This is a genomic window from Candidatus Nitrososphaera gargensis Ga9.2 (genome assembly GCF_000303155.1).
Lineage (GTDB): Archaea > Thermoproteota > Nitrososphaeria > Nitrososphaerales > Nitrososphaeraceae > Nitrososphaera > Nitrososphaera gargensis.
In genome coordinates this window covers 2,743,793-2,768,093 of sequence record NC_018719.1, presented here as the reverse complement: position 1 = coordinate 2,768,093, position 24,301 = coordinate 2,743,793, and the positions used below count along the sequence as shown (strand labels likewise).

The window sequence follows — 24,301 nt, the reverse complement described above, 5'->3', positions numbered from 1 at the left end:
TCAAGTGATCTAGAAATGTCATCAACCGCTGAGGCGCAAAATCGCGGCGAAATGGATGCCGGGGACGACAGCAACAGCGGCGGCCACCTTGCGCTCAAGGATGTCTACAAGCTCTTGAAAAAAGAGATCGAAACACCGTTGCTTCAGGCGATAGAGCCCGACACTTTCCAAAAGATAGCCGCGGCACTTGGCAACCTGAGGGGGCAGGGCTACGAAGGTGTCGAGGCAAAGGTAAGGGATCGCATGGCCGAGCTCCTTGCAAGCTCGGCGCAGCTGCTGATAGAAGCAAGGCAGGCCAAGATCCGCTCCGGTGGCGAGCCGCTTGACTACTCCAAGTTGACAGACGAGGAAAAGTACGTCCTTGACGGCAGGCGCGAGTCCGAAAGCAGGATTGATGAAGTTGTCGCCGCCACCATCAAGGGGCGGCCAAAGGTGCTCGAGTCGATCTCTGCAAGGATGCGCTCAAAGCAAATAGTGGTCAGGTTCCTCAGGCCGACCGAGGCATTTGTAGGCGTAGACATGAACAAGTACGGCCCCTTCCAGCAGGAAGATGTCGCGTCGCTGCCTTTTGAAAACGCGCGCTCGATAATCGAGGGCGGCGCGGCGGTCGAAGTGCATGTCGAATAATAATAAGCAAATAAATACCTATTTTGCGCTCTCTTAGCTGATGCCTCACCTAGGCATTGACATCGACCAGTACATCCTGCTCACCATCTATCCTGCAGCCGCGTTCTTTGTCATCGGCTATATTGCAAAAAAGACCCATATGCACCCGGGGATGTCGTACTTCATACAGGCGATAACGTGCATCACGTTCGCAGTCGCCTATATTTTCGTGGTGCCTAACGGCGGCGCTCAGGGGCTTGCAATAGTACTTGGCATGTTTGGCATGCTACTGCTGTTCATGGCAAGGAAGCAAAAGATACAGCGGCAGGAAGAACAGAGCACCTAGCTCTACCGCGAATTGAGCATCTTGTTTGCGCGCTCGATCCTGCTATCCATCAGGCCCTCGATCCATGTGTGGAATTCGCGCTCGGCAACTTCAAAAGTGCAGTTGTTCTTGCTCATGTATCTCTGGACAAATTTCACCTTGGTCCACAGGTAGGCCAGCTCGTCATTGTCATCGAGGCTCATGAGCGCACAACTCTAAGGATGTACACATCGTACTTAAGGTTGACGCCCATTGCAAAAGCATATTACGACGAGCATAACTGGATGATAATAGAATAATAATATGACAATAAAGGGCAAAGTTGCGATAATAACAGGGGCGAGCAGCGGCATAGGCTACGCCACCGCGCTTGCTTTGTCCAAGGCCGGCGCCAAGGTAGCGGCAGGCGCAAGGCGCACCGACAGGCTAGAATCCCTGCAAAGCGAGATCGCAAAGAACGGCGGCGAGGTTTTCATCCAAAGGCTGGATGTCACTAAAAAGCAAGAGTGCGATGCCTTTGTCGATGCCGTCATCAAGAAGTGGGGAACCGTGGACATTCTGATCAACAACGCCGGCCTCATGCCACTGAGCTTTTTCAAGAACCTCAAGGTTGATGAGTGGGACCGGATGATTGATGTCAACATCAAGGGAGTGCTCTACTGCACCGCAGCTGTCATCACGCACATGATCAACAAAAAATCAGGGCACATCATCAACATTTCTTCCGTGGCCGGTAGGACGGTATTCCCTGCCGGAAGCGTCTACTGCGCGACAAAGCACGCGGTAGTGGCCTTCAGCGAAGGGCTGCGGCAAGAAGTCAGCCAAAGGGCAAACATACGAGTCACCTGCATCGAGCCGGGTGTAGTTGCGACAGAGCTTTTAAACACCATAACCGACAAGTCGCTTGAAAAGTACGTCCAGACAACTAAGCAGCAGGAGGCGCAGCAGCTGCAGTCCGAGGATATTGCAAACGCGATCCTGTTCGCCGTTCAAGCTCCAGATCATGTGAGCGTGAACGAGATACTGATAAGGCCGACGACGCAGGAACGCTAGGCTTCTTTCCTTCATTGCGCAGCAAAAGCGGATAATGCGACAGACAGGCTAGGATGATGGTTATGAAGAAGAACTTATCTCTTCAAAAACATCGAAGTGTCTTCGCATGCCGTGGGTCTTGATGTACCTTAGCAGCGCGTCGTGATCTTCCTGCCGGAAATAATGCTTCATCCTCTCAATGGTTGCATCATCATACAATGCATAGTCCTTTTTCTCTGGCATCATTTGTGAATCGCAATCATGACTAAAAAGTTTTTACATAGTATTCCGATCTTTTCACTGATGGGCAAGCGAATTTTGATCCTTGGGGCCGGCTTTGGCGGCCTGGCGGCGGCAACAGAGCTCAGGAAAAACTTGAGCTTGGATCATCGTGTCATTATAGTAGACAGGAAAAAGTCATTCATGATGGGGCTTGTGAAATTGTGGGTGCTGGAAGGGAGCCGCAACCTACAAGAGTCCCTGACTCCGCTTGACGGGCTGAACGCAAAGCGGATAGAGTACCTCAATGATGAAGTAACAAAGATTGAGATTGCACAGAGCAGGGTGCAGGCAAGGGATCATGGCTGGATCGAATACGACTACCTGATAGTAGCGCTTGGAGCCGAGCTCGCTCCTGACAGGATAGCCGGCTTTGTCGGGAGAGGATACAACCTCTATGACGCGCAGCAAGTCCCAAAGTTGCGGGACAGGCTGCTCCAGCTTGAGCGCGGCAAAGTGGCGATTGCGATAATGGGGATGCCCTACAAGTGCCCGCCGGCGCCCTATGAAGCGTCGCTGATAATTGACAGCATGTTGTCAAGGCAGGGCACCAGAAACAACATAGAGATCGACATCTACGCGCCAGCCCCGATAGCGATGCCTGTTGCCGGCCCTCAGGTAAGCGCAAACGTAGTTGAGATAATTTCGCAGCGCGGCATAAGCTTCCACTCTTCTCACAAATTAAAGTCGGTCACAGACGACACGCTTGAGTTTGAGAACGGGAGCAAGGCAGACTATGACGTGCTTGTGGGCATCCCGCCCCACAGGGTCCCAGAGGTGGTCAGGAGCGCCGGCCTGATAGCAGCAGAGGGCAACAGCAACTGGGTGGCAATCGACAGGAACACCATGAAGACCAGATTCAAGAACGTCTTTGCGGTAGGCGATGTCACCGAGATAAAGGTGGGCGCTATGGCCCTGCCCAAGGCTGGCATATTTGCCGAGGAGCAGGCAAAGGTCGCCGCTAGGCAGATCATCGACGAGATCAGCGGCAGGCCAGCGGTCGCGGCGTTTGCCGGGCAGGGCTACTGCTTCATGGAAATGGGCAACGGGCGCGCTGGCTACCTAGAGGCCGACTTTTTCAACCCAGCCGGCCCGGCGGTCAGACTTGAAGCGCCGTCCGAGCAGAATTTCCAGAAAAAGCAGGACTTTGAAAGAATTAGGGTAAAAGAGTGGCTACTCTAGCTTTCTCTCCGGCTTGCTCATGGTGTAAAAGCCATGGGCCGAGATCAGGAACGCGGCAAGCGACATCTTGGTCGCAAACACCAAGTTCCACGGCGTATTGGGACTGGGATATTCTACATTGATGTCATCGAAATTTATTATGCCTCTCATCACATCTGCCGTCATGAGCGAGTTCCACACGATAAAGTTGTAGACGAATTCATAGAGCGACACGACCGCGATTGCAAGCACTATCAGCTGCAGTATTGACTTGAGCCACTTGGGGATACTCTTTACCTTATCCCCGCCAAGCCTGACCACGCAGTACCAGCCGACTACAGAAACTATCATCAGGTACGTCACAAGCTTAGCAAGGCCGGGGAACGGAAACTCGGTTTCCACCAGCACCTCGCCTATCACGACCCTGCCCGTCTGCATGTATTCATTGAGGCTGACATAGATGGCATAGAACGTTATGATGGCCATCATAAAGGCGCAAAAGTAAAAGATGCCAAGGAATATCTTTCTCGCCTTCAGGTCGTCCTTTTCAACGGTCGCACGCACGGCGTAAAAGTATCGACATTCCAGATATATTGATTACTTGAGTACTTTTAGCAGCCTGTCTGCCGGGAGCGTGTTGAGTACGTCTGCGGGCGTCGCCCAGCCACGCCTTGCCTGCGCGACGCCAAACATGAGGAACGCATAGTGGATCGGGTGGTGGGCGTCAGAGTCGACAACCAGTTTCACGCCTTTTTTCACTGCCATCCTAGCATACTCGTCCTTCAGGTCCAGCCTGTCATAGTGGGCATCGATTTCAAGGACGGTGCCGGTGTCCTTTGCGACCTCGATTACCTGCTCAATGTCGACGGGGTAGCCGAGCCGCTTGTTGATGAGCCTGCCAGTCGGGTGGAACAGTATGTCTACGTTTGGGTTCTTTGCAGCCCTTGTCAGCCGCTCTGTCTGCGCTTCGACTGGCAGGTTAAAGTGTGAGTGGATGGCCGCACCTACGATGTCGAGCTTATCAAGCACATTGTCTGCTATGTCAAGCGAGCCGTCCTTCATGATGTTGACCTCTGCAGACGCAAGGACTCGGAATCCTCCTTCCAGCCTGTCGTTGAGCTCTGCTATCTTTTGTGCCTGCTCCAAAAGCTCCTGCCCGTCAAGGCCGCCGGCAAGCGCAAGGCTCTTTGTATGGTCGGTGATCGCTATGTAGTCGAGCCCAAACGCCTTGGCTCCGCGCGCCATCTCTTCTATCGTGGCCGTGCCGTCGCTGTTTTCGCTGTGGACTTGCAGGTCGCCCTTCAGGCTTCCATATTCCACTAGCTTTGGGATCCTGTTCTGCCGGGCAAGCTCTATCTCGCCGGCGTTCTCCCGCATCTCTGGCGGCATCCACTGCAGGCCAAGCGCCTGATAGACTTCCTCCTCGGCCGCACCTGCAACCCTCTTTTCTCCCTTGAAAACGCCCCACTCGTTCAGCCGCAGGCCCTTTGAAAGCGCTATCTTGCGCAGCTCGACCGAGTGCTCCTTGCTCCCGGTGAAATACTGGAGCGCTGAGCCCCAGCTCTCCTCCGGCACTACCAACAGGTCGGCGTCTATCCCGCTTGTCAGCCTGACAAACGCCTTGGCCGGTCCCCTGCCGAACACCTCCTGAACCTCAGGCATTTTTGTGAAAAAATCCATCACGGGCTCCGGATCGCTGGCAGCAACCAGATAGTCGATGTCGCCTATGGTCTCTTTCATCCGGCGCACCGAGCCGGCGGCAACAGCGTTTTTCACGCCTGCGACCTGCAACAGGCTCTTTTCGATCTGCTTTATGAGCGGGTAGACCTCGCCTATTATGTGCCGACCCCTTCCTGTCCTGAAAAACTCGATCTTTTTCAGCACGTCCTGCTCTTTTCTCTCAGTAAAGCCCGGCACCGTCCGCAGCCTGCCTTCTCTGGCGGCCTTCTCCAGATCTGCAAGGTTCTTTACCTGCAGCTTGTCGTACAGCGCCCTGATCGTCTTTGGGCCGACGCCCTCTAGGCCGTACAGCTCGTCGATGTTGATTGGGATCTCTGCCTTCATCTTCTCAAGCGTGTGCACCTTGCCTGTCTTGATGTACTCCTCTATCTTTGCCGCGATCGCCTTGCCGATTGAAGGGATTTCTAAAAGCCCCTTGATGCCGTTCCTGCTGTACATGACGGCAACGTCCTCCGGCAAGCTCGCTATCGTGTCTGCCGCCCTGTAGTAGGCTCGCGCCCTGAATTGCGCGTTTGGGTCGTCCTCGCCCACCTCGGTAAGAAAGCCAAGGTCCCGCATCACCTTGGCAACGTCAGAATTTTTCTTCGTCAAGCAATAGTATAGACCGGCCAGCCTGCTTCTTAACATTTATCTGCCCGGCTGCCCCAACAAGAATGCTGTTAACTGCGGAAACGGTGATGATGACCGCTTTTCTAGCGCTGAGCCGTTTCCAATTTTTGGGCTTTGTTTAAAAAGTCAACAATCCATGCTTGGATAGCTGTTTGATTGCATGACTTTGTTTTTATGAGTTATTACTTTTTACACAAAGCCCAATTTTTGAAAACATTAAAAAACAACAACATGGAAACGGGTGGAAATGCCGTTTTTATTGCTTGCCCGTTCCCATGTTGTGCCTTGTATGTGTAATTGTCAGCAAGACAGCATGCGATTTTACCTTTGGTAAAACGCGTTCGTGCGCTATCATAAGCATGTTTGATTACTCTAAAGCGCCGCTGATAATGTTGGCAGGTTGCGATGATTACACCGCGCCTCTGAGCAGGATTAATCTTTCATCCCATCGTTAACATGGCTGTATGGAAATGCTCGAATCGCTCGGATGGATCGTGCTTGGATTCGCGCCGACTCTGGTTGTAATGGAAGCTGCATGGAGGATAGGCAAGCGCCGGCTGGCTCTAGCCGAGGCAGGGGTCCGCTGATGATAATAATGATGATAGATTACTACACAATAGCAGCACTGGCTGCCGTGGCGCTTGCAGCAGCGCTGGTAGGGTTCCGACTGGCAAAGGATGAAATGCTGCTAAGACGCAAAACGCTAGTAGAACAACAATAATAATTATTTCTTTGAAGGCCGGCGCTCAAACAGTGGTGGTGCCGGCTCCTCTCTCACTTTGCTTTGCCAGCTCCTTGTTTATCGAGGCCACCACGAGCGAGGCCCCTTCCCCTAGGATCTGCCTCAGTGCGCCCTTGATCTCCTCAAGCGGGCAACAATCCTTCTTGTCGACTGGGATTTTGTAGGTGTGCGTGAGGTGGAACAGTAGCGCCTTTTTTGACGGCTCGCCCAGCATGCCAAGCGACCTCTCAAGTGCCTTTGCAATGTCTGTCTTGTACATTTATATAACGTCGGATGCAGGACCTTTGCTTTCAAAGTTGGTGTAAATTTAATTACAGTCCTTGGTGCAATTTTAGCCAGCAACAAAAGGCTGCTGACCTGTTGCAAGCTTTTGTTGACCGCAAGGACCGACCTCCCTGCGCTGGGATAATAATATGTGGCACTATATGGGGCAGGTCTATGAAATCCACAAGTACAGGGGAGAGTCGTTCCTTTACGTCGTGGCTCGCACAAACAAGCACTCTGAGAATTACGTCAGAGGCGACGTTGAAAAGATGAACGCGATGCTGACGCCGGAAATGAGGTCGGAGGGCGTGCGGTATGTCTTTGCGCTGGGCACGGTGGATAGCATGGGCAAAAAGACCGGCGACCGTACGCGCAAGAAGGACAAAAGCATCCTTGACCCTGAAGGCGCTGCGGCCACCAGCTAGCTAACATTTTATAGCAATCATGATTTTACTGCTACCAGAGAACAATACATGCAGAGGCCAGACTGGGACACCTATTTCATGCTCCAGGCAGAGATAGCCAAGCTCCGCTCAAACTGCCTGACCCGGCACATCGGCGCAGTCATTGTCAAGGACAACCGGCAGATAGCCACCGGCTACAACGGCACCCCGCCGGGGATAAAGAACTGCTTTGAAGGAGGCTGCCCGCGCTGCATGGCCCGGCTCAAGGGCGAGATCAAGTCCGGAGAAGGTCTGGACCGGTGCCTGTGCACCCACGCAGAAGCAAACGCGATAATGCAATGCGCGCTGTTTGGCAACGCGGGAAGCACCAGAGGGGCGACGCTCTACTCCACCTTTGCGCCCTGCATAGAGTGCAGCAAGATGGCGATAAGCGTTGGGATCAAGAGAATAGTGGTGATCGCCGACTACCCCGAGGACGGAACCCAGCTGCTAAAGGAGGCAAACGTCGAGCTGGTAAAGCTGGACACGGAGCGGCTAAAGCCGTGGCTCACGATCATCCCAGCAGACCCGGAATCGTCGGCAAAGGCAGTGAGCAGGTAAGAAAAATGGATGTCCACATCACCCAGTTCAACGTGCAACTTTACTTCAAGCAGCCGATCTTGGGCATGGACAGGCTGAACGCAGCTTTTAGCGAGTCGGAAGGCTTTTCCGCCAGCCAGATGCGGCCGGGGGACCACCCGATGCAGGATACAATGTCGTTCTTCCGGCAAGGCTTTCGGATCGCGCCCGTGCAATCAAACGTCCTGCCGTTCAGGATATTGCAGGTGATGAGCTACCCAAACGCGCTGCAAAACCCGGATCAAGACACAATGTCGTGCCTCCATTACGTGGCCGCCGCGCTCAGACAGCACCTTGGCGCTGACATTGAAAACGACATTTACGCGGTGAGGGTGGTATTCCATTCAATTGTGACTGGTAAAGACAACAACATCCACCGGATACTGACAAAGCTGGACAGCATAGAAGGCATCCCAAGCCTTGCCGGCAAGTACGTCGGCCACAAGAACCCGATGGACGCCATACAGCTAACATCCAAGACGGGCAACGAGCTGTCGCAGAAATTCTGGAATGATATGAGGATAAGCCAGTTTGATACCCATTCCTATGTGGTTACCATATTCAATGAGACCGACTCGCTTGCCGCCGCGCTCGACTTTATCAGGGGCGTCAGGCAGTTCGTCGCAACCCTTATGCGCGAGATGGAAGAGGCGGCAGCTGTTAAAGGGACTTGAACATCATCCGGCCAGCCAAGAAATCGGACAGGGAGGAGATCCTGAGCTTTTGCATAAACACGTTCAGCTGGGGCGACTATATCCACAGGGTGTGGGACTATTGGTTCAGGTCGGGCCGGCTGCTGGTGGCAGAGAATGAAGGCAAGAAAATTGGAATGTCGCACGTGGCGATATGCCCGGACAGCAAAAGCATGTGGCTTGAAGGGGTGAGGGTGCACCCGGACTACCGGCGATCAAAGATAGCGACACAGCTCTTGGAAAAAATGATCGAGTACGGCAAGAAAAAGGGGGCACTGCAGGCGTCTGCCATCGTCGACGTGACAAATGTCGCCTCGCAGCACATGATGGAAAAGAACGGCTTTGAAGTGGTTTCAAGGTGGGCGTACTATAGCACAGCAGACGGCAGGCCGGGGAGGAAGAGAAAGAAAAGGTCAGCGGCAAGGTTGGCTACTGTGGCCGATCTTGGCGACATCTGGGAGTACCTGCAGAACTCAAAAATCTATAGCCTTTCTGCAAAACGATACGTAAAATCGTGGCACTGGTACATGCTCGATAAAAAGGTACTCCGCAGCTTCATAAGGGACAAGAGCGTGATAATAGTTACCGGCCGCCGGCCTATAAATGGCATCGCAATAATCAACCGGCATGGCTACTGGGACAGGGAAAACATACTGCAGGTGGTGTACCTTGACGCCGCATCGGTCCGCCCGCTTGACCACCTTGTCTCATTTGTCGCGAACATATACCTTGACGGCGGGTTCAAAGAGCTCCAAGTGGTCTGCCACAATAGTAAAAGGCTGACATCATTCATTGAAAAATTCATGGCCAAGGACGAGGAGCAGTTCCTGCTCTACAACAAAGTATTTACAGCAAAAGCTGCGCCTTCCAGATAATAACATAATTGAACTACCAGTACCTGCAGGTTGACAACCTGCGCCTTAGATATGTCGATGTTGGCAGCGGCGAGCCCGTGTTCCTGATTCATGGCCTTGGAGGCTCGATCAAAAGCTGGACAAACAACATCGATCACTTGGCAAAAAGCTTCCGGGTCATAGCAGTTGACCTGCCAGGGTTCGGGTTGAGCGACAAGCCGAAAATCAACTACACGATCAAATTCTACAAAGGATTTGTCGTCCAGTTCCTAAAGCTCCTACAGCTGGATCAGGTATCGATAGTCGGATCGTCGCTTGGCGGCCACATTGCGGCCGAAGTCGCTATAAACCATCCTTTCCTTGTGAGAAGGCTCGTGCTGATAAGCCCGGCGGGCGCGCTCCCGCGCTCTTTCAAGGGATCGCCGGCACTCCGGAAATACGTCAGGGTGATAAACGCAAAATCGCCCCAGCAGGTCAAGCGGCTGCTTTCAGCGATCGATAACAAGCCTGTCAGCGACTCGTACGCGCAAATGGTCTACCAGAAATTCCTGATGCCAGGTGCAAAGGAGGCGTTCCTGTCGTCTCTGGCAGGGAGCGCGCGGGCGCCACGGCTGACCAACCGGCTGAACAGGATAAAGGCGCCCATGCTGCTTTTGTGGGGCAAGAATGACTACATGATCCCAGTCAAGTTCGCCGAGCCCTTTGTCAAGATGGAAAAAAACTGCCGGATAATCCTGATTGAGAACTGCGGCCACCGACCGCACTTTGAGCGACCGGAGCTGTTCAACAAGATCGTGTCTGACTTTTTGCTAGCGTAGCTCGCGCTCTAGCCTGTCCACCTTTTGCAGGAGCTCTAGGTTCTTTGACTTGACCCTGTCAAGCTCTTCTCTCATCTGGGCGACTTCCTTTGGCTTCTTTGTTGCTTCCTTGATTATATTTATGCACTCATCGGCCACCCTCCTAACCCTGTGGTCAAGGTCATGCTCGGCTACCCACGTAAGATCGGGGATCGCCTTTGTCAGCTCCGCGTCTGCAAGGGCCCTGCACGCGTTGATGCGTACCCTGAACCACCGATCAGTCAGCAATGATTTCAAATGATCAAAGACAGCGTGGTTGTCTGCAAACTTGCCAAGGGCAAATGTGGCAGCCTCTCTCACTCTGTGGTAGTTTCCGTATTTGCTCTTTTCAACTAAAAAGTCAGCAATGTCCTTGTCGCCGGCAAACTCTTTCAATCCCGCTATCGCGCCCTGTGCGACGACATTCTGAAAGGTCTCGGTGGCAGCCGCCTTTTTCAATATCGCAATAGCCTGCCTGCTCTTTGTCTTGCCGATCGCAGTCGCAGCCTCCGACTCGACAAAGTAGCTCTCGTCCTTTTGCAGCACGGGCTTTAGAAGTTCCAGCGTCTCTTCCTTCTTGAACTCGCCTATCGCCTTTACGACGGCGCGCCTTGCCTTTGGATGCTTTACCAATAGGCATCCTTTCAGAGCCTCATAAGCATAGTCGGTCCTTATCGCGCCAAGCGCCTTTGCTGCTTCGGCGGCCACTCCCCAGAACTTGTCGTGCAGAACCGCGTCTTTCAGAGCGTCAATGACTGCATCGGATGATTTGTCCTTGAGGGCGCGGGCCGCCTCGACTCGCTCTATGACAGTGTCGCCGTCGCGGAGCTGCCTGACAAGCATCTCCTTTGGCGCCCTGATCGATATTGTTTTCAAGATCTTGAACTCGGGGTCGACAGAAAACCATTCGACTTCGCTGTCCACTGGGATCTGGAACACGCTCTCTTTTTCAGATATTTTGAAAGTGTAGCGGGTCTTTTTGCCCCTTGCAAACGCAAGATTGACGTCCAGCGCAAACTCAAAGGGATCCCCGGCTTGCACTTGCTCCACCTTTATCTTGGCAATATCACCGTCTTGGGAAAAATCGACCTTGAGCTCCGGGTGGCCTTCCCTAAAGATCCACTGGTCAAAGAATTGCTGCAGGCTCTTGCCCGTTTCAAGCTCAAAGATCTTGCGAAGGTCGTCAGTCTCTGCAGTGCTGTTGGCAAAGCGCTGGAGGTAGGTCTTGAGCGATCTTCTAAAGTACTTGTCGCCCACGTGATGCCTGAGCATGTGGAGCACGCAGCCACCTTTTTCGTACGTGTGCCTGTCAAAGAGGTCATCAGGGTGCTTGTAGACTTTTGTGACGATGGGCCGGGTGTACCTTGTCCCGGCCTCCTCGAAATAGTCGTCGGCAGTCTGCATCACGTAATATTGAAATTCGTCGTTGCCCCTGCTCGCCTCCCAGTACAGAGCCTCGCAGTAGGTCGCAAAGCCTTCGTTGAGCCAGATGTGTTGCCAGTCCCTGCACGTCACAAGGTCGCCAAACCACTGATGCGCCAGCTCGTGCGATATCAGATAGTCACTCGTAAAATCAACATGCGCCTTTTTGTCATGCAGCGTGTCAAGCGTCAGTGTCGTGCAGCTGGAATTTTCCATGCCGCCATATATAAAGTCCTGCACGGCCACCTGCGCGTATTTTTCGTACGGGTATTTGGTGCCGAGGTACTCTTCAAAGAACTTAATCATCTTGGGCGTCTGGTCAAACGTCCTTGGCGCGTCCGCCTTTCTCTCTGGTGGTACATAGTACTGCAAGCTGCCGTCCTTTATCTCGGCGTACTTGCCGACTACCACCGATGCAAGGTATGCCGGATGAGGGTTCGATTCTAACCAGTGGAAGACCTGCTTTTTGTTGCCCCGCTGCTCCACTCTTTGCAGCCTGCCGTTAGAGATCGCGGTAAACCCTGACTGGACGGTGACTGAAATCTCGCTTGAAAATTTCACCTGCGGGTGGTCTATGCAGGGGAACCAGTGCTTTGCTTGGGTGGTTTCGCCCTGCGTCCACGCCTCCAAGTGCTTGTCAGGGTAATGCTTGTCTGGCGCGACGAAATAGAACCCTTGGCGCGGCTTGGCGCTGTATGCGATCGCAAGCTCGATCTTGCTCCCCTCCTTTATTATCCTTCCAAGCTTGACTGCCAATTTATCGTCAAGGCTGCGGAATTCCAGCTTGCTTGCGGCAGAAACCGACTTGATCTGCAGCTCTGCCGCGTCAAGCTCTATCGTGTCCGTGTCGTGCAGGATCGTGATCGATAACTTCTGCTCGCAGCTGATCGAGCGCTCCTGCAGGTCAGGCTCTATTGCAAGGCGCATGTGGGTGATGGTAAACAGAAGCGACGGGGGGTAATGCGGCCTGCTGCCGGGCAGCTCGAACTTTTTGCGGGCATCGTCCTCGCCGTGAGTGGTGTGCATTGTGGGGTAAGCGCTACTCGCAGCGCTTGACAAAATAAAGGTATCCCGACACCTCATGAGACGGGTTTTCAGTTCTTATATCGCTAGCGATAGGGATATAAGCTAATGGATCGAGTTCTGTTGCGGAAACGGGAGGTTTCCTGACGTGTTGCAACGCGGGAGTTTTTGTTGCACGTCGGGAGGCAATCTCGTTTCTGCAATAGAACCATGAGAGGAGGGAGCTTTTGGCTTGAGCAAAGCCAAGCTCAAATCTTCTTTTACATATTTCTTGCAAACTGGATAGCCTCTATTTTTGCAGGTTATGTCTACATGAATATGATAAACCTTATAGTTCCAAGATGTACGAGTGATTCACTACTAATAGACCTGTGCTACACAAACAGTACACCACTTCAAAAGATATGACCGTATGGGGCGCATCGTCTTGGATAAGCTGGACGCCTGCACTAATCTTCTTTATCAAGATGAGAAAAGCCGAAGCTAAAGAGGCTTCTGGAAGCGTTTCTTGACTATAGCCCAATCAAGCACAGTCGCACCAAATGCACTGATGATTTGCGTATAGTAAATAACAGATGACTCTATGCCCCATTCAACATCGTTGGAATAAAACGCAAGCATCTGGACAAATGGTACTTCTCCAACGGATACTTCAAACAATGCTTCAGCGGCAAATATTGCAATAATGAATAGTCCAATGTTCGTATCTGCCAATATTCCACCGAACTTTGAGAGAAATCTCGATACCAACAGGACTATAACAGTCAGCCAAATGGTATATAGTCGAAAGGCAAGAGGATCAAAAAAATCGCCAGTACCTGATGATAGAGAAGCAACAGAAGCGTTCGGTATCAATGGATCAAAGACGAGGATAAGAAGAAAATATCCCACAAATAGCTGCCAGATCGGTCTATCTGCTTCTTCCTTATTCAAATTTTGTAATGCGCCATTGCGCTTAGTGGCACTTGATCTATTGTGTTTCACAAAAAGTAATGTCGTATCACCAACTATGACCGCCAGAGTTATTCCAAAGCGAGCCAGAAAATTACTAACGACTGACAAAACAGACCATCGCAACAACCGATCAGATGCTTCGATTATCGCATTTCCAATATGGTCAGGATTGAGCAAGCCATTCTTTATCCAGACACCGATTAACCAAAGCATCATTGACGCAAAGAAGCTCGGCAAGATAGTATGCCAAAGATGTGGAAGTGAGAATTATGAGAGAAGTGGCATTAGGCACAACAAGAAAGCAGGAGATATCCAGCGTTATATCTGCAAGGATTGTCACTACAGATTTACATTCAATCCAGCTTTTGAAAATGCGAAAGCGTCTGCTAGAGTAATCAGCGCAGCCATTGACCTCTATTTTAAAGGCATGTCATTTCGCAAGATATCTGAGCATTTGCAATCAGAGGGAACAGAAATCAATTATGCCAGTGTTTGCCGCTGGATAAGGAAATTCAACAAAGTGGTTCAACCTTATGTTGACAGCTTTGTTCCTAGCCAATTAAGCGGTGTTTATCACGTCAATGAATGCTTTTGCACGTCAGAAACGAAAAGAACGATGCCAATATGACGCTTGAGAACAAAGAAAATCACACCAACCGCAAATTCGATAATCATTGTTCTTGGCTATGGAACTTGATGGACAGTACAACTAGATTCTGGATATGCTCCCGAATTACACAAAAGAGGTCAATCAATGATGCTAGGTCAGTCTTTGTAGAAATGAAGCAGCGTGCCCCATTACCAAAAGCGATAATTCATGATGGTTTGGGTTCGTACAATGAAGCAATCTTCAGAGAATACTTCACTTTGAAGAATCCGCGTGTTAAGGATATTCGCAGCATATCAGTTAGAAATGAAGGTTTGAACTCTAGAGCGCCTTAACGGCACTATGAGAGATAGGGAAAAGGTCATGCGCGATATGCACTCTAAGGAATCTGCACAGAAAATAATTGAAGCTATACGGATTCATTACAACTACTGCCGCGAGCATTCCGTACTGAAGAAGACACCCGCAGAGCAAGCTGGTATCAAGTTAGATTTATCAGGCAACAGAGTCGAGTCACTTATGCGTCTTGCAGCCAAAGCAAATAACGAATCGGCCATGCTATCTATTTGATGTGTTATGATTGCATATCATCAAATCAGAAGTTCGCCTTGCTTGATGCCTCTTGGCAATGAGAGCCTGTTCGAATGCACTTGAAGTAGGCGGAATGTCTGCCCTGATACCTCTGAGCAACTGTTCAATTGTTAGTATCTGGATTTTTGGATATTTATGATTCCAAGTTTTCATTACATAAGGATCAGTTGCTTTGACTTCCTTTATCATTTCGCTTGTTGGTTCTGAAAGTGTGATGAATATTCCGATTGCTGCTCTTTGCTTTGCAACAACGGCTGTTAGCTCTCTAATGTCCTTCACGCTAACATGACCGCTTTTGACTTGAACAACTATGCTTTCTATTTTTTCATCATCTCTAAGCCATCCATCAATGCTCCCATCCGCACCTTTCTTACCTTCTCTAGGATTGTCGGCTTTTGCGCCTACCGGTCGAGCTCCAATTAATGATAGTGCCCATCACTGGAATTGATATCGATTCTTTGCTAGTTCTTTTGCTGCGCCAATATCTTTCGGTTCTCCTTCAAGATCAAACTTTGCATCAGGAAACATCGCTTTAATTCGGTTCTTGACTAGATTGATTGCAAGCCATGTGATGTCTATCCCAATCCAATGCCTTCCAAGTTTTTCTGCTGCCGTTGTTGCGGTTCCGCAGCCACAAAACGGATCTAAAACCCAATCTCCTTTATACGTTGATGTGTTTATGATTCTCTCAACTAGCTCCAATAGTTTTTGTGTCGGATAGCCAAGTCGTTCTGAGCCTTTCACGTAATCGATATCATCCCATATGTCATCTACTGGTACTCCTTCTTGCTCGTCAAGATAATGCTTGTGCCTTGGTACTCCTCCACCTTTTGGAACGACTATTCTCCCTCTTGCATCCTCTTCCATCATTCGCTCTTTTGTCTATCGCCAAACTCTCTTTATTCCCTTGAACTCATAAGTGAGGTTAGGTCTATTGATGTTCGGATTCAGTAGATTATCAAGAGTGTACAAACGACCATCAGGGTCTTTATGAGAATAGATTTTCGCCACCTTTTCAGGATCATAGTCTTTGTATATCATCTTGAATTTGGTTCTCTTTACATCCTTGGCATATACTAGTGTAGTGTGTCATGATTGCTTGCAAAGCGGGTGAATGCGTGACCCTTTGGATGTGATCTTCTCCAGATTATCTCATTGCGGAAGTTATGAGGTTCAAAGATTCCATCTAACATCAATTTCAGGTAGTGACTGGAATTTGGATCACAGTGTAGCCAGAGAGAGCCTGTAGGCTTGAGAACACAATGGAGTTCAATCAGCCTCGTTGCCATCATGATAAGCAGTCATGTCATTCTTGCCCAAGAGTCTATACATTGCTTCAGCAAGATTAGCAACCTTGACATCCACCTCGTTGCCTGTCAGGTAATCGTAGGATTGACGCGCAGCTTCATCCCAATGCCAGAAATCTGAGCCGTTGAGAGTTCGCCTGTAGTTTCCTTGAATAGGATGTTGTAATCTGCCTTGCTGTTAAAGGGTGGATCGAGGTAGATCAGGTCAACGGATTCGGCCGGTATGCGATCTCTCAATATCTGGAGATTGTCGCCATGGAATAGCTTGTTGGTATTGAATCCGCTGCTCAAGGGTCAATCGTCGAAAAATCGATTTAGCATCTTTTCTCCAAAAATCTTTGACAAAGAACTAAAAAATGGGTTCATTTTGAGATATTCACCATTTTTCGCCATCAGCCGATTTGCAACACACCCCGAAATCAGTCGCTTTTGCAACAGAATCTGCTAGATGCCGTCTAGCGACCACGGGTTCTCTACAGTTGACAAATCTTGGCTGGCGATATTCTCGCCGGCAACCTTTGCCCTGACCAGCCGCCTCACAAGCTTGCCGGTTCTGGTCTTTGGTAGCTCGGCCACTATCCTCACTTCTTCAGGCCGGGCGAACTTTCCTATCGATCCTTCCACACACCTGATGATCTCTTGCTTCAAGTTGTTGTTATTGTTGCCATTCGTGCTATGGCTGCCGTCGTCCTTTACCACGACGCACACCACTATCGCCTCGCCTTTGAGCTCGTCGGGCCTGCCGACAGCCACCGCCTCTGCGACCGCCGGATGCGACGCGGCTGCCGCCTCAACCTCTGCAGTCCCGATCCTGTGGCCCGCCACCTTTATGACGTCGTCGGCGCGCCCCCGCATGTACCACAGCCCGTCTGGATCGACAAGCACAATGTCGCCGTGATACCAGACGTCCTTGTACTTTGACCAGTAGGTGTCTATGAACCTGCCAGGGTTGTTCAAGAGCCCCCGCGTCATGGAGGGCCACGGCTTTTTGATGACTAGGTAGCCTTCGCTTGCCCTCTTGCCCGAGTCGTCAAAAACGTCTGCATCAAAGCCGGGTATCTGGCACCCGACCGTGCACTCTTTGAGCGGCATCACAGGCAGCGCGCTCAGTATCGCACCGCCGATTTCCGTGCCGCCGGACAGGTTTATGACAGGACATCGCTTCTTCCCCACGTTTTCAAAGTACCACTGCCATGCCTCGGCGTTTATCGGCTCGCCTGTCGCCGCCAGAACGCGGAGCGACGAAAAATCGTAGTTGCCGGCCTGCACGTTTTTTTTCATAAACAGCCTGATCGCCGTAGGCGCCGCGCCAAAGATGCTTACCTTGTGGTCTTCGATGAGCCTGCACCACGCATCTGCTGTGGGGTAGTCCAGCGTGTTGTCATAGACAAGCGCGGTCCCGCCAATTATCGGGCTGCCATAGACCACCCAGACCTGACCCGTTATCCAGCCAATGTCTGCATACCAGAACAGCACGTCGTCAGGCTTCATGTCAATAAGGTACGCGGTCTGCTGCGCCGCGACCACAGTAAAGCCGCCGTGCACCTGCAGCGTGCCCTTGGGCTCGCCGGTGGTGCCGGACGTATAGAGGATGAAAAGCGGATCTTCTGCGTCCATCACCTCTGTCTTGGCCCTTGGCGCACTCTTCACAAAGTCCTGGTAGTCGCGGCCGACCGTGATTATCCTTCTAACTTTTGTGCCCTGCACGGCTTTTTGCCACTGGCCTGCGAGATGGATTTCTTTGCCCCGCCGACTGACAGTGTCTGCAGTTATCAGCAATTTCGCATTTGAATCAATGAGCCTGGAGCGGAGCGCCTGCGCAGAGAACCCTGAAAAGATTGTAGTGTGGACCGCTCCCATCTTGGAGCAGGCAAAGATGGCGTAGAACGCCTCCGGGATCATTGGCATATAGATCGCGACTACATCGCCCTTTTTGATGCCCGCTCCTGCCAGCGCTCCCGCAAGCCTGCTCACCTGCTCGTCAAGCTCGCCATACGTGATCTTTTTAGATCCATGCTCGTCTGCAAAAATGTACGCCACCTTGTCAGGCTGGCTCTTTGCGTGCTTGTCGACCGCATTGGCTACAATGTTGCACTTGCCGTTTACGAACCACTTTGTCCAAGGAATGCCTGCAGACGAATCAAACGTCTTGTCGTATCTCTGGAACCAATCGATGCTGAGATCCTCATTGACTGCGTCCCAGTACCAGCCAATGTCGCTGTTGGCTTTCTCTACCAGCTGGCGCCAGCCCGAAATGCCGTGCCTGTTCATAAAGCGCGCAATGTTGCTTTTAGCCATGAGCTCTGGCAATGGGGTGAACACATACTTTTCCTCGGCAGGCAACGTGTTATTACTTGTTTGAAATGTCTTGGTTTAAAAGATGTAGGCAAGAGGCAGCTTTATAACTAAACAATAAACAGTATTGCGCCACCCAAAATCAAGCTTGTATTAGGACAATTCATCCGCTTGATTAAATAGCGTCGCATGTCAAAAGTAGATGACAGGCATTTGGGCAGCAATGGGCGGTACGCCTTGATCAGAAAAGAGCTGTTCAGAAAGGCGATACACATCTTTGGGTTCTCCATACCATTCATATCGCTTGTAGCGGGGGTTTACTATGCCGCGGCGATCATAATAGCCCTCGCCGCGGTATATTCTGTCTCTGAATACTTCCGCCTCAAGGGGCGCAGCTTTCCAGTGTTGACCGCTGTCACAAAGGCAGCGATGCGCAATGCGGCAGAAGGAGAAGAAGAAAAGCAGGACACCTTTGTCAAGGCTCCATTGTATTTTGCTGCCGGGATACTGGCGTCCCTTTTGATGTTCCCCGCGCCTTTCAACTACGCCACCATAGCGGTCATTACGCTGGGAGACGGCTTTGCGTCAATAGCCGGCAGGCTGTATGGAAAGAACAAGATCCCCTATACCTGCGGCAAGACCGTTGAAGGCAGCCTCGCGGGTTTCGTCTGCGCGTTTGCTGGCGCTGCAATTTTCATCTCTCCCGCAACGGCGCTAATAGCAGCGACAATCGGCATGGTGATCGAGCTTCTTCCGCTGCGCGTCACTGACAATCTGACAGTTCCCTTGCTGTCCGGACTGACCATATCAATAATCGGGAACCTGTGAGGTTTTTTGAGCTATCTGGCAGATATCAATATGACGATAAACATATTTTGCAAACTGCACCATTTTCGTGCGTGAAATGAGTCACAGTGCACCATTTTTCCACTGGAAGCGCAGTTCGTAAAATGTAGCATTTTTTGTGCGTAAAATGCTACACAATGTATCATTTTTTCTCCACACGCGCTCTGCTGGAAACGCGCGCACGCAGGGTACAGTCAGACAGGATGACTTGGTAAATCATTAAATGTTCGTGCCCGGTTAGCATGCTATACCTTGGTAGTGGAGGAAGTGCGCTATGACTTTGAAGAGTTTCCGCGCTATGCGGACGACTTTATCAGGGATCTTCTCAAGCTCATGATAATCTCGAAAATGAATGCGGCGGTCAAGAACCCGACATCGGCCAACCACTTCCTGCACTTGGTCTCCCAGATAGAGGGCTGCGACGCCTATGTCGTGAAATACGGCCAGCCGCTGCTCTACGCCAAGTACCACGGCATGGAGTTCACCGACCAGAAGGTGACATCGCAGTTTGTCAGGTCAAAGAACCACGTGATAGATGTCACGATGGAATCGGTGTTTGGCGACTTTGTAAAGAGGTTCGACAGCCTCGCGTCGGCCACAAAGAGCAAGGTCAAGTGGGGAGTGGTACCAAAGGAAAAGAAGGAGGACAAGCCTGATCCGCTCTTTGCACTGCTCGATTCATTTGTGGGCACGGTCGTCAGGCTCACGTCGCTTGACCCGGTCAGCGAGGACAGCCTTGTGGGCAAGAGGTTCGGGATAAGGAACGCTAGCATGGCCAGAAAGTCGCTCCATATCGAATTCCTGATAAACGGCCATCTGAACATCTTGGAGATAAACCCGGAGAAAAAGCGGAAAGAGGACAAGGCAAAGCTGCTCTTTGCCAAATCAGAGGCCGCAAAGGCTATAGTGGCTCTTATGAAACAGATTTAAATACTTAAATAATTGCTTAATTATTAAAGCTAGCATGGGTTCGCCATGGAAAGCCATTGCTGACGACAACCGCCGGCAGGTACTTTTGCTTTTGAAGGACAAAGAAAGGACACCAAGCGAGATTGCAACACATTTTGACTTTACGCTGCCCGCCCTGTCCACACACCTCAAGGTGCTCAGGGACGCCGGGCTTGTCAACGAGCGCAGGGAAGGCCAGAACAGGTACTACTCTGTCAACAGGGACGCAATGTCGGAGATGATGCGGTTCTTTGACCTCTTCTGGGACGATCGGCTAAAGAGCCTCAAAGAATACGTCGAGAACAAGGAGAGGAAAAAGAGGAAATGAGCGATATGGAACTTAGAAAAATAATCGAGATCGACGCGCCGGTCCATATAGTAGCCTTTAGTGCATTAACGGATCCAAAAGAGCTTACGCAATGATTCCCTGACACCGGGACCTTTGAACCCCGAGTAGGAGGAAAGATGCACTCTACATTTCTGGCAGAGCGCCATAAAGAAATGGGGGATAAAGACAATCATCTTTACGGCGAAGTGCTAGAGATTATTCCAAATAAAAAGCTCGTTTACACCTTCATACCTGATGAAGAATACAGGCCAGATGGCGTACGCCTCAAGCCTACTCTAGTGACCTGAAGCCTTGAAGAGGTGGGAAAAATAAGACAAAGGCCACTCTTGTCCATTCCGGATTTACCAAAGAAATGGACAAGCACTTTAAAGATGTCACGGCTGGCTGGTCTTACTTCACAGGAAGGCTTGTAGAGTATTGTAAAAATAAGAAGTGATGATGTGCACCTAAAGACACACATTTTAGTAATGTGTCTCAGTCGAGGTGCATTTCCTCATCTCGCTGAATGGGCGATCGGCGCAGGTTAGTGTCATCACTGCCTTGCAGGCAGCATAACGCAATTAAAAAGATTACTTGATCTCCCTGACCTGCTTGCCCCTTGCAGCCGGCACTATCTTCAGCCGGCCGCCGGCGAGCTCTTTCTTCAGCTGCTTGCCCTTGAACATCCTGTCAAGAAAGATCGCAAGCGCCGCGATTTCAGAATGGGGCTGGTTGCCGATAGCGATGTTATAGTCAGCAAGCTCGTACGCTTCCCGCGGCACCTTCTCCGCTCCTATTATGACCAGAATCCTCTCCTCCTTGCGCAGGCGCTCGGCAGCCTCGTCGATGTTGATGCCATACATCGTGAGATGAGCCACCTTGCCGCCCTCCTTTTTCCACGCCTTTGCAAGCCCCTTCCAGTCCTGTATGACTTGAACCTCAAACTTGCCGCCCCACCTCTTGGTGACGCCTGCAACTGTGTCGCTGACTGACTGGTCGACACCTGTCATGTATATCCTGTCTGCGCCAAACGCCCTTGCGACGAGTGCAGCGTGCGTCGTAACCCTGTCGTCGCGGACAAGCCGATGACCGATCCTCAGCACCGAGACTTTCATCCCTGCTCTTCCTTCTCCACGCGCTCTTCCTTTACTTCCGCATCCTCTCCCTTCTCCATTTCAAACAGCACCGTCCTTATCAGATTCTTTAACTGGTTGATGTTGTAGCCGGTCTTGGCCGACACCGGGATCACGCGCTTGGTGTCCAGAATGCCCAGCTGTCCGGCCTTGTCAAACGCGTCCTCGATAGTAGTCAGGTCTACTTTGTTGAGGACATGGATTATCTTTGTTGCAGGTACCTTGAACTCATTTATCACATCAAGCGAGCTATCGTATTTTCTGGCAACCTCTTCTATGGGCTCGCTGATATCTATCACCAAAAGCACTAGGCTTGCATAGGTGAGCTCGTCAAGCGTTGACTTGAAAGCGTCGATCATGTACGCGGGCAGCTTGCTGATAAAGCCAACCGTGTCATTGAGCAGTACCTTGTCGCCATGCAGGTCGATTGCGCGGGTAAACGTGGACAGCGTGATAAAGATCTGCTTATCGGTGGCCTTGGCCTCGCCCGTGAGCTTGTTGAAAAGCGTGGTCTTGCCTGCAGACGTATAGCCGGCAAGCGAAACAGTTGGCAGGCCCGCCCTTGTCCTCTGGTTCCTGTGCAGCTGGCGCCTGGTCTCCTCCTTTTCCAGCTTTTTCTTCAGAACTGCCGCCCGCTTCCTGATGTCAAGAAAATAGATGTCCGCCTCGTACTTGCCAAGCCCATAGAAACCGGGCTGCTCGCCCGCCCTTGCAAGCCTGACCTTTTCCCTTGCCCTTGCCATGTCGTAGCGCAGCTGTGCAAGCTTGATCTGGATCTGTGACTCGGTTGTGCTTGCGCGCCGCTCAAAAATCTCCAGAATAAGCCGCTCCCTGTCCACTATTTCCACCTTGCAAAGGCTGGCTAGGTTGTACATCTGGGTAGGCTTGATCACTTCGTCAAATATGATGACGTCCGGCCTGAGTTCTTCAACGAGCTCTTTGACTTCCTCTGCTTTGCCGCGCCCGATGCCAAACCTCGATCTTGTGATCTGGCGCTGAGTCACGGTGTCAACGATCTCGTAGCCAGCCGCGTCTGCAAGCGATATTGCCTCTTTTATCGCCTGATCGACAGGATACGTTATGAGGATGGCCTTTCTCTGGAATGCCATCATCTACTCCTCATTATCATCGCCGCTGCCCTCTGCGCTAACATACAGCTTGATCCCAAGGTAGCGCTCCAGCTTTTTTGCAAATAGCTCGTCCGGCTTGAGCGCACCTGTCTCGAACTTTCTCAGCAGCTGCGCCTTTTCGTTCATCTTCATACCTAGCTGCTCATGTGTGAGGCCCATCTTCATCCGGGCTTCCCTGATAAGCCTTGCAAAATCCGGGGTGAGTACTGTCGCGTCCGCAAGCCCAATCTTTTTCTGCTGCCTTATAACAGCCATCGGCTTTTTCTTCTTGGCCGCTGCCACCTGAGCAGGCGCGTATGGCTTGCCGTGCTTTGAGCACGCAATGCAAACGTTGAACACAGTGCCGTCAACTATTACCATTTTCTTCTCCATGGTTTGGCGTCCACAAAGCTCGCAATACGACATTGGGATTCACAATCACGCGTGGCCGATTTAGCCTTTTCTCAGCGTCTGCTGCACTGTCATGTTGAGCACAATCTCTGCGATGTCGCTTGCGTACTCGGCCACCCTGCGGATATTCTCTGTTATCAGCTTGATCCTGTAAAGCTCGCTGACGTCGCGGGGCTCGGACACCGCCTTCAGTATGATCTTTTCCACCTCGTCTATCTTGCGCGCCTTTTCAATCGCCCTGTCAGCCGCTTCATAGTCGCGCTTGAACATCGACAGGCAGGCGTCGTCTAGCACTTCCAGTGCAAAATAGCTCATGCCAGCTATCTTTTCCACAATGTCCTTGTTGAGCGGATGCGGGTTCTCCATGATGTCCTTGGCAATAATGACTGCGTGGTCCGCTACGCGCTCGACTGACTTGGCTATCAGCCTGTAGCCAAGGCAATTGCGCGGCTCTTCAAGCCCTATCTCCTTAAGCAGGTGCTCGTTCTTGATCGCTATCTTTAACTGCCTTACGATGTAAAAGCTGAACCTGTCAACTTCGTCGTCGGACTTGACCACTTCCTCTGCAAGCTCTACATTGTTTTCCTTGAGTGCAAGGAGCGTGTCGCGGTACATCGACTTTGCAATAAGCAGCATGCGCTTGAACGCGGCGTCCACAGACAGATCGAGTAGGTTTATCAGCACTTGAAGCGTAATGCCGGTGGCCGAGTCTGCGATTATCTCGGTACCCATGAGGACACGCCGGACAATGCTCTTGATAACCTCTCTCTGCTCCACAAGCAACCTGTCTTCTTTTGGCACGATCGTGATTACGTTAAAGCCTAGAAAATACAGCGCGATCAGCTTGCGTGCGATAAAATATGGGTTGTTATCCTTGCCTACCTCAATTGTGGCCTCCTTTTGCTCCTTTGCCATCCTCTTTGAAGCCGGCGCTATCTGCAGAACAGAGTTGCCCTGCCTTAAAATGACGACATGGTCCCCCTGCTTGAGGCCAAGGTCCTGAATCCATTTCTTTGGTAAAGACACAATGTAAGAAGAGCCGCCGGTGTATTGCAATTTTCTTGTCTCTTCGCCCTGCAACAGATTTTCGCCGTTGCTGTTGCCTTCGCTATTGTTGTTTTCCATTCAAGATGGGTTTTCCAGCTGTTCTATATATGCCTAGCCT

At 51.2% G+C, this 24,301-nt stretch carries 31 protein-coding genes and 2 pseudogenes; 17 read left to right on the top strand and 16 right to left on the bottom strand.

Annotated features, from left to right (window positions below; translation table 11 throughout):
* Positions 1–15: 15 nt before the first annotated feature.
* Entirely contained in the window at positions 16–627 is a 612-nt protein-coding gene (locus NGAR_RS16515) for a DNA replication complex subunit Gins51 (protein WP_015020966.1), read from the top strand.
* A 40-nt stretch (positions 628–667) separates the two neighbouring features.
* The gene (locus tag NGAR_RS16510) at positions 668–952 is read left to right on the top strand and encodes a hypothetical protein (RefSeq protein WP_015020965.1); all 285 of its coding nucleotides are present in this window, start codon (positions 668–670) and stop codon (positions 950–952) included.
* Positions 953–954: 2 nt separating this feature from the next.
* On the opposite strand, the gene NGAR_RS16505 is transcribed toward NGAR_RS16510, so the two are convergent.
* Positions 955–1,134, bottom strand: a complete 180-nt coding sequence (locus NGAR_RS16505) for a hypothetical protein (RefSeq protein ID WP_015020964.1) — start codon at positions 1,132–1,134, stop codon at positions 955–957.
* A gap of 100 nt (positions 1,135–1,234) precedes the next feature.
* Here NGAR_RS16505 and NGAR_RS16500 point away from each other — a divergent pair, with 100 nt between their 5' ends.
* On the top strand, positions 1,235–1,984 hold the full coding sequence (locus NGAR_RS16500) for an SDR family oxidoreductase (RefSeq protein WP_015020963.1): 750 nt from the start codon (positions 1,235–1,237) through the stop codon (positions 1,982–1,984).
* 60 nt (positions 1,985–2,044) lie between these two features.
* On the opposite strand, the gene NGAR_RS18110 is transcribed toward NGAR_RS16500, so the two are convergent.
* Positions 2,045–2,209 (bottom strand): hypothetical protein, encoded by a 165-nt coding sequence (locus NGAR_RS18110; RefSeq protein ID WP_015020962.1) that lies wholly within the window; start codon positions 2,207–2,209, stop codon positions 2,045–2,047.
* 57 nt (positions 2,210–2,266) lie between these two features.
* On the opposite strand from NGAR_RS18110, the gene NGAR_RS16495 reads away from it, so the two are divergent.
* Positions 2,267–3,424, top strand: a complete 1,158-nt coding sequence (locus tag NGAR_RS16495) for an NAD(P)/FAD-dependent oxidoreductase (protein ID WP_187147586.1) — start codon at positions 2,267–2,269, stop codon at positions 3,422–3,424.
* Here the strand turns inward: NGAR_RS16495 and NGAR_RS16490 are convergent.
* Positions 3,416–3,967, bottom strand: coding sequence for a hypothetical protein (locus NGAR_RS16490; RefSeq protein ID WP_015020960.1), 552 nt, complete (start codon positions 3,965–3,967; stop codon positions 3,416–3,418). The genes NGAR_RS16495 and NGAR_RS16490 overlap by 9 nt on opposite strands.
* 33 nt (positions 3,968–4,000) lie before the next feature.
* Entirely contained in the window at positions 4,001–5,734 is a 1,734-nt protein-coding gene (gene polX, locus NGAR_RS16485; protein ID WP_187147585.1) for a DNA polymerase/3'-5' exonuclease PolX, read from the bottom strand.
* A 553-nt stretch (positions 5,735–6,287) separates the two neighbouring features.
* Between polX and NGAR_RS18105 the strand changes: the two genes are divergently transcribed.
* Positions 6,288–6,473 (top strand): hypothetical protein, encoded by a 186-nt coding sequence (locus NGAR_RS18105; RefSeq protein ID WP_187147584.1) that lies wholly within the window; start codon positions 6,288–6,290, stop codon positions 6,471–6,473.
* A gap of 25 nt (positions 6,474–6,498) precedes the next feature.
* Here the strand turns inward: NGAR_RS18105 and NGAR_RS16480 are convergent, their stop codons facing one another.
* Complete coding sequence (locus tag NGAR_RS16480; RefSeq protein WP_015020958.1) at positions 6,499–6,753, bottom strand: hypothetical protein; 255 nt, start codon at positions 6,751–6,753, stop codon at positions 6,499–6,501.
* A 166-nt stretch (positions 6,754–6,919) separates the two neighbouring features.
* Between NGAR_RS16480 and NGAR_RS16475 the strand changes: the two genes are divergently transcribed.
* From NGAR_RS16475 to NGAR_RS16455, 5 genes are read left to right on the top strand one after another with little or no spacing between them, the layout of a single operon-like run.
* Positions 6,920–7,183 carry a hypothetical protein gene (locus tag NGAR_RS16475; RefSeq protein ID WP_015020957.1) on the top strand — a complete coding sequence of 88 codons (264 nt, stop codon included), beginning with the start codon at positions 6,920–6,922 and terminating at the stop codon, positions 7,181–7,183.
* Between the two features lie 48 nt (positions 7,184–7,231).
* Positions 7,232–7,762, top strand: a complete 531-nt coding sequence (locus tag NGAR_RS16470) for a deoxycytidylate deaminase (protein WP_015020956.1) — start codon at positions 7,232–7,234, stop codon at positions 7,760–7,762.
* On the top strand, positions 7,705–8,454 hold the full coding sequence (locus NGAR_RS16465) for a hypothetical protein (protein WP_187147583.1): 750 nt from the start codon (positions 7,705–7,707) through the stop codon (positions 8,452–8,454). Before NGAR_RS16470 ends, NGAR_RS16465 begins: the two co-directional genes overlap by 58 nt.
* On the top strand, positions 8,451–9,347 hold the full coding sequence (locus NGAR_RS16460) for a GNAT family N-acetyltransferase (RefSeq protein ID WP_015020954.1): 897 nt from the start codon (positions 8,451–8,453) through the stop codon (positions 9,345–9,347). The genes NGAR_RS16465 and NGAR_RS16460 overlap by 4 nt, the downstream gene beginning before the upstream one ends.
* A gap of 8 nt (positions 9,348–9,355) precedes the next feature.
* Positions 9,356–10,144 carry an alpha/beta fold hydrolase gene (locus NGAR_RS16455; RefSeq protein ID WP_015020953.1) on the top strand — a complete coding sequence of 263 codons (789 nt, stop codon included), beginning with the start codon at positions 9,356–9,358 and terminating at the stop codon, positions 10,142–10,144.
* On the opposite strand, the gene NGAR_RS16450 is transcribed toward NGAR_RS16455, so the two are convergent.
* Positions 10,136–12,643, bottom strand: a complete 2,508-nt coding sequence (locus tag NGAR_RS16450) for a M1 family aminopeptidase (RefSeq protein WP_187147582.1) — start codon at positions 12,641–12,643, stop codon at positions 10,136–10,138. The two genes, NGAR_RS16455 and NGAR_RS16450, sit on opposite strands and share 9 nt — an antisense overlap.
* Positions 12,644–13,090: 447 nt before the next feature.
* A complete protein-coding gene (locus tag NGAR_RS16445; protein WP_148681654.1) occupies positions 13,091–13,777 on the bottom strand; it encodes a hypothetical protein in 687 nt (228 codons plus the stop codon).
* Between NGAR_RS16445 and NGAR_RS18100 the strand changes: the two genes are divergently transcribed.
* The 3 genes and pseudogenes from NGAR_RS18100 to NGAR_RS19490 all read left to right on the top strand — a co-directional run.
* Positions 13,731–14,189, top strand: a complete 459-nt coding sequence (locus tag NGAR_RS18100) for an IS1 family transposase (RefSeq protein ID WP_187147580.1) — start codon at positions 13,731–13,733, stop codon at positions 14,187–14,189. The genes NGAR_RS16445 and NGAR_RS18100 overlap by 47 nt on opposite strands.
* Positions 14,147–14,503 (top strand): DDE-type integrase/transposase/recombinase, encoded by a 357-nt coding sequence (locus tag NGAR_RS19495; protein WP_148681653.1) that lies wholly within the window; start codon positions 14,147–14,149, stop codon positions 14,501–14,503. Before NGAR_RS18100 ends, NGAR_RS19495 begins: the two co-directional genes overlap by 43 nt.
* A pseudogene (locus NGAR_RS19490) lies at positions 14,502–14,738 on the top strand (hypothetical protein); the annotation flags it as partial. The gene NGAR_RS19495 and the pseudogene NGAR_RS19490, both read left to right, overlap by 2 nt.
* Here the strand turns inward: NGAR_RS19490 and NGAR_RS16430 are convergent.
* The 5 genes from NGAR_RS16430 to NGAR_RS16410 all read right to left on the bottom strand — a co-directional run bounded on the left by NGAR_RS16430 (position 14,727) and on the right by NGAR_RS16410 (position 18,409).
* The gene (locus tag NGAR_RS16430) at positions 14,727–15,179 is read right to left on the bottom strand and encodes a restriction endonuclease (protein WP_148681652.1); all 453 of its coding nucleotides are present in this window, start codon (positions 15,177–15,179) and stop codon (positions 14,727–14,729) included. The pseudogene NGAR_RS19490 and the gene NGAR_RS16430 overlap by 12 nt on opposite strands.
* Positions 15,180–15,194: 15 nt before the next feature.
* Positions 15,195–15,629, bottom strand: coding sequence for a site-specific DNA-methyltransferase (locus NGAR_RS16425; RefSeq protein WP_015020947.1), 435 nt, complete (start codon positions 15,627–15,629; stop codon positions 15,195–15,197).
* A gap of 206 nt (positions 15,630–15,835) precedes the next feature.
* Complete coding sequence (locus NGAR_RS19485) at positions 15,836–16,048, bottom strand: DNA methyltransferase (RefSeq protein ID WP_407637211.1); 213 nt, start codon at positions 16,046–16,048, stop codon at positions 15,836–15,838.
* An 87-nt stretch (positions 16,049–16,135) separates the two neighbouring features.
* On the bottom strand, positions 16,136–16,303 hold the full coding sequence (locus tag NGAR_RS16415; protein WP_228369222.1) for a hypothetical protein: 168 nt from the start codon (positions 16,301–16,303) through the stop codon (positions 16,136–16,138).
* Positions 16,304–16,510: 207 nt separating this feature from the next.
* Positions 16,511–18,409: an AMP-binding protein gene (locus NGAR_RS16410; RefSeq protein WP_015020944.1), complete on the bottom strand. Its 1,899-nt coding sequence runs from the start codon at positions 18,407–18,409 to the stop codon at positions 16,511–16,513.
* A 141-nt stretch (positions 18,410–18,550) separates the two neighbouring features.
* On the opposite strand from NGAR_RS16410, the gene NGAR_RS16405 reads away from it, so the two are divergent.
* The 4 genes and pseudogenes from NGAR_RS16405 to NGAR_RS18095 form a co-directional block, all read left to right on the top strand.
* Positions 18,551–19,189, top strand: coding sequence for a diacylglycerol/polyprenol kinase family protein (locus NGAR_RS16405; RefSeq protein WP_148681650.1), 639 nt, complete (start codon positions 18,551–18,553; stop codon positions 19,187–19,189).
* 270 nt (positions 19,190–19,459) lie between these two features.
* The gene (locus tag NGAR_RS16400; protein ID WP_015020942.1) at positions 19,460–20,137 is read left to right on the top strand and encodes a hypothetical protein; all 678 of its coding nucleotides are present in this window, start codon (positions 19,460–19,462) and stop codon (positions 20,135–20,137) included.
* Between the two features lie 34 nt (positions 20,138–20,171).
* Positions 20,172–20,483 (top strand): metalloregulator ArsR/SmtB family transcription factor, encoded by a 312-nt coding sequence (locus NGAR_RS16395; RefSeq protein WP_015020941.1) that lies wholly within the window; start codon positions 20,172–20,174, stop codon positions 20,481–20,483.
* 116 nt (positions 20,484–20,599) lie between these two features.
* Positions 20,600–20,791 (top strand): annotated as a pseudogene (locus NGAR_RS18095) (hypothetical protein); the annotation flags it as partial.
* Positions 20,792–21,073: 282 nt separating this feature from the next.
* Here NGAR_RS18095 and NGAR_RS16390 read toward each other — a convergent pair.
* Genes NGAR_RS16390 through NGAR_RS16375 form a run of 4 tightly spaced genes read right to left on the bottom strand, consistent with a single transcriptional unit; the run spans position 21,074 to position 24,261 of the window.
* Positions 21,074–21,598 carry a tRNA (cytidine(56)-2'-O)-methyltransferase gene (locus tag NGAR_RS16390; protein WP_015020940.1) on the bottom strand — a complete coding sequence of 175 codons (525 nt, stop codon included), beginning with the start codon at positions 21,596–21,598 and terminating at the stop codon, positions 21,074–21,076.
* Entirely contained in the window at positions 21,595–22,728 is a 1,134-nt protein-coding gene (gene hflX, locus NGAR_RS16385; RefSeq protein WP_015020939.1) for a GTPase HflX, read from the bottom strand. Before hflX ends, NGAR_RS16390 begins: the two co-directional genes overlap by 4 nt.
* Positions 22,729–23,151 (bottom strand): multiprotein bridging factor aMBF1, encoded by a 423-nt coding sequence (locus NGAR_RS16380; protein WP_015020938.1) that lies wholly within the window; start codon positions 23,149–23,151, stop codon positions 22,729–22,731.
* Positions 23,152–23,178: 27 nt separating this feature from the next.
* On the bottom strand, positions 23,179–24,261 hold the full coding sequence (locus tag NGAR_RS16375) for a phosphate uptake regulator PhoU (RefSeq protein WP_015020937.1): 1,083 nt from the start codon (positions 24,259–24,261) through the stop codon (positions 23,179–23,181).
* Positions 24,262–24,301: the final 40 nt, after the last annotated feature.

Coding starts and splice junctions, on each gene's coding strand:
- NGAR_RS16515 (WP_015020966.1), top strand. CDS start 16: ATGTCATCAACCGCTGAGGCGCAAAATCGCGGCGAAATGGATGCCGGG.
- NGAR_RS16510 (WP_015020965.1), top strand. CDS start 668: ATGCCTCACCTAGGCATTGACATCGACCAGTACATCCTGCTCACCATC.
- NGAR_RS16505 (WP_015020964.1), bottom strand. CDS start 1,134: ATGAGCCTCGATGACAATGACGAGCTGGCCTACCTGTGGACCAAGGTG.
- NGAR_RS16500 (WP_015020963.1), top strand. CDS start 1,235: ATGACAATAAAGGGCAAAGTTGCGATAATAACAGGGGCGAGCAGCGGC.
- NGAR_RS18110 (WP_015020962.1), bottom strand. CDS start 2,209: ATGATGCCAGAGAAAAAGGACTATGCATTGTATGATGATGCAACCATT.
- NGAR_RS16495 (WP_187147586.1), top strand. CDS start 2,267: ATGGGCAAGCGAATTTTGATCCTTGGGGCCGGCTTTGGCGGCCTGGCG.
- NGAR_RS18105 (WP_187147584.1), top strand. CDS start 6,288: ATGGAGGATAGGCAAGCGCCGGCTGGCTCTAGCCGAGGCAGGGGTCCG.
- NGAR_RS16480 (WP_015020958.1), bottom strand. CDS start 6,753: ATGTACAAGACAGACATTGCAAAGGCACTTGAGAGGTCGCTTGGCATG.
- NGAR_RS16475 (WP_015020957.1), top strand. CDS start 6,920: ATGGGGCAGGTCTATGAAATCCACAAGTACAGGGGAGAGTCGTTCCTT.
- NGAR_RS16470 (WP_015020956.1), top strand. CDS start 7,232: ATGCAGAGGCCAGACTGGGACACCTATTTCATGCTCCAGGCAGAGATA.
- NGAR_RS16445 (WP_148681654.1), bottom strand. CDS start 13,777: ATGATGCTTTGGTTAATCGGTGTCTGGATAAAGAATGGCTTGCTCAAT.
- NGAR_RS19495 (WP_148681653.1), top strand. CDS start 14,147: ATGCTTTTGCACGTCAGAAACGAAAAGAACGATGCCAATATGACGCTT.
- NGAR_RS16425 (WP_015020947.1), bottom strand. CDS start 15,629: ATGATGGAAGAGGATGCAAGAGGGAGAATAGTCGTTCCAAAAGGTGGA.
- NGAR_RS19485 (WP_407637211.1), bottom strand. CDS start 16,048: ATGGCAACGAGGCTGATTGAACTCCATTGTGTTCTCAAGCCTACAGGC.
- NGAR_RS16405 (WP_148681650.1), top strand. CDS start 18,551: ATGTCAAAAGTAGATGACAGGCATTTGGGCAGCAATGGGCGGTACGCC.
- NGAR_RS16395 (WP_015020941.1), top strand. CDS start 20,172: ATGGGTTCGCCATGGAAAGCCATTGCTGACGACAACCGCCGGCAGGTA.
- NGAR_RS16390 (WP_015020940.1), bottom strand. CDS start 21,598: ATGAAAGTCTCGGTGCTGAGGATCGGTCATCGGCTTGTCCGCGACGAC.
- hflX (WP_015020939.1), bottom strand. CDS start 22,728: ATGATGGCATTCCAGAGAAAGGCCATCCTCATAACGTATCCTGTCGAT.
- NGAR_RS16380 (WP_015020938.1), bottom strand. CDS start 23,151: ATGTCGTATTGCGAGCTTTGTGGACGCCAAACCATGGAGAAGAAAATG.
- NGAR_RS16375 (WP_015020937.1), bottom strand. CDS start 24,261: ATGGAAAACAACAATAGCGAAGGCAACAGCAACGGCGAAAATCTGTTG.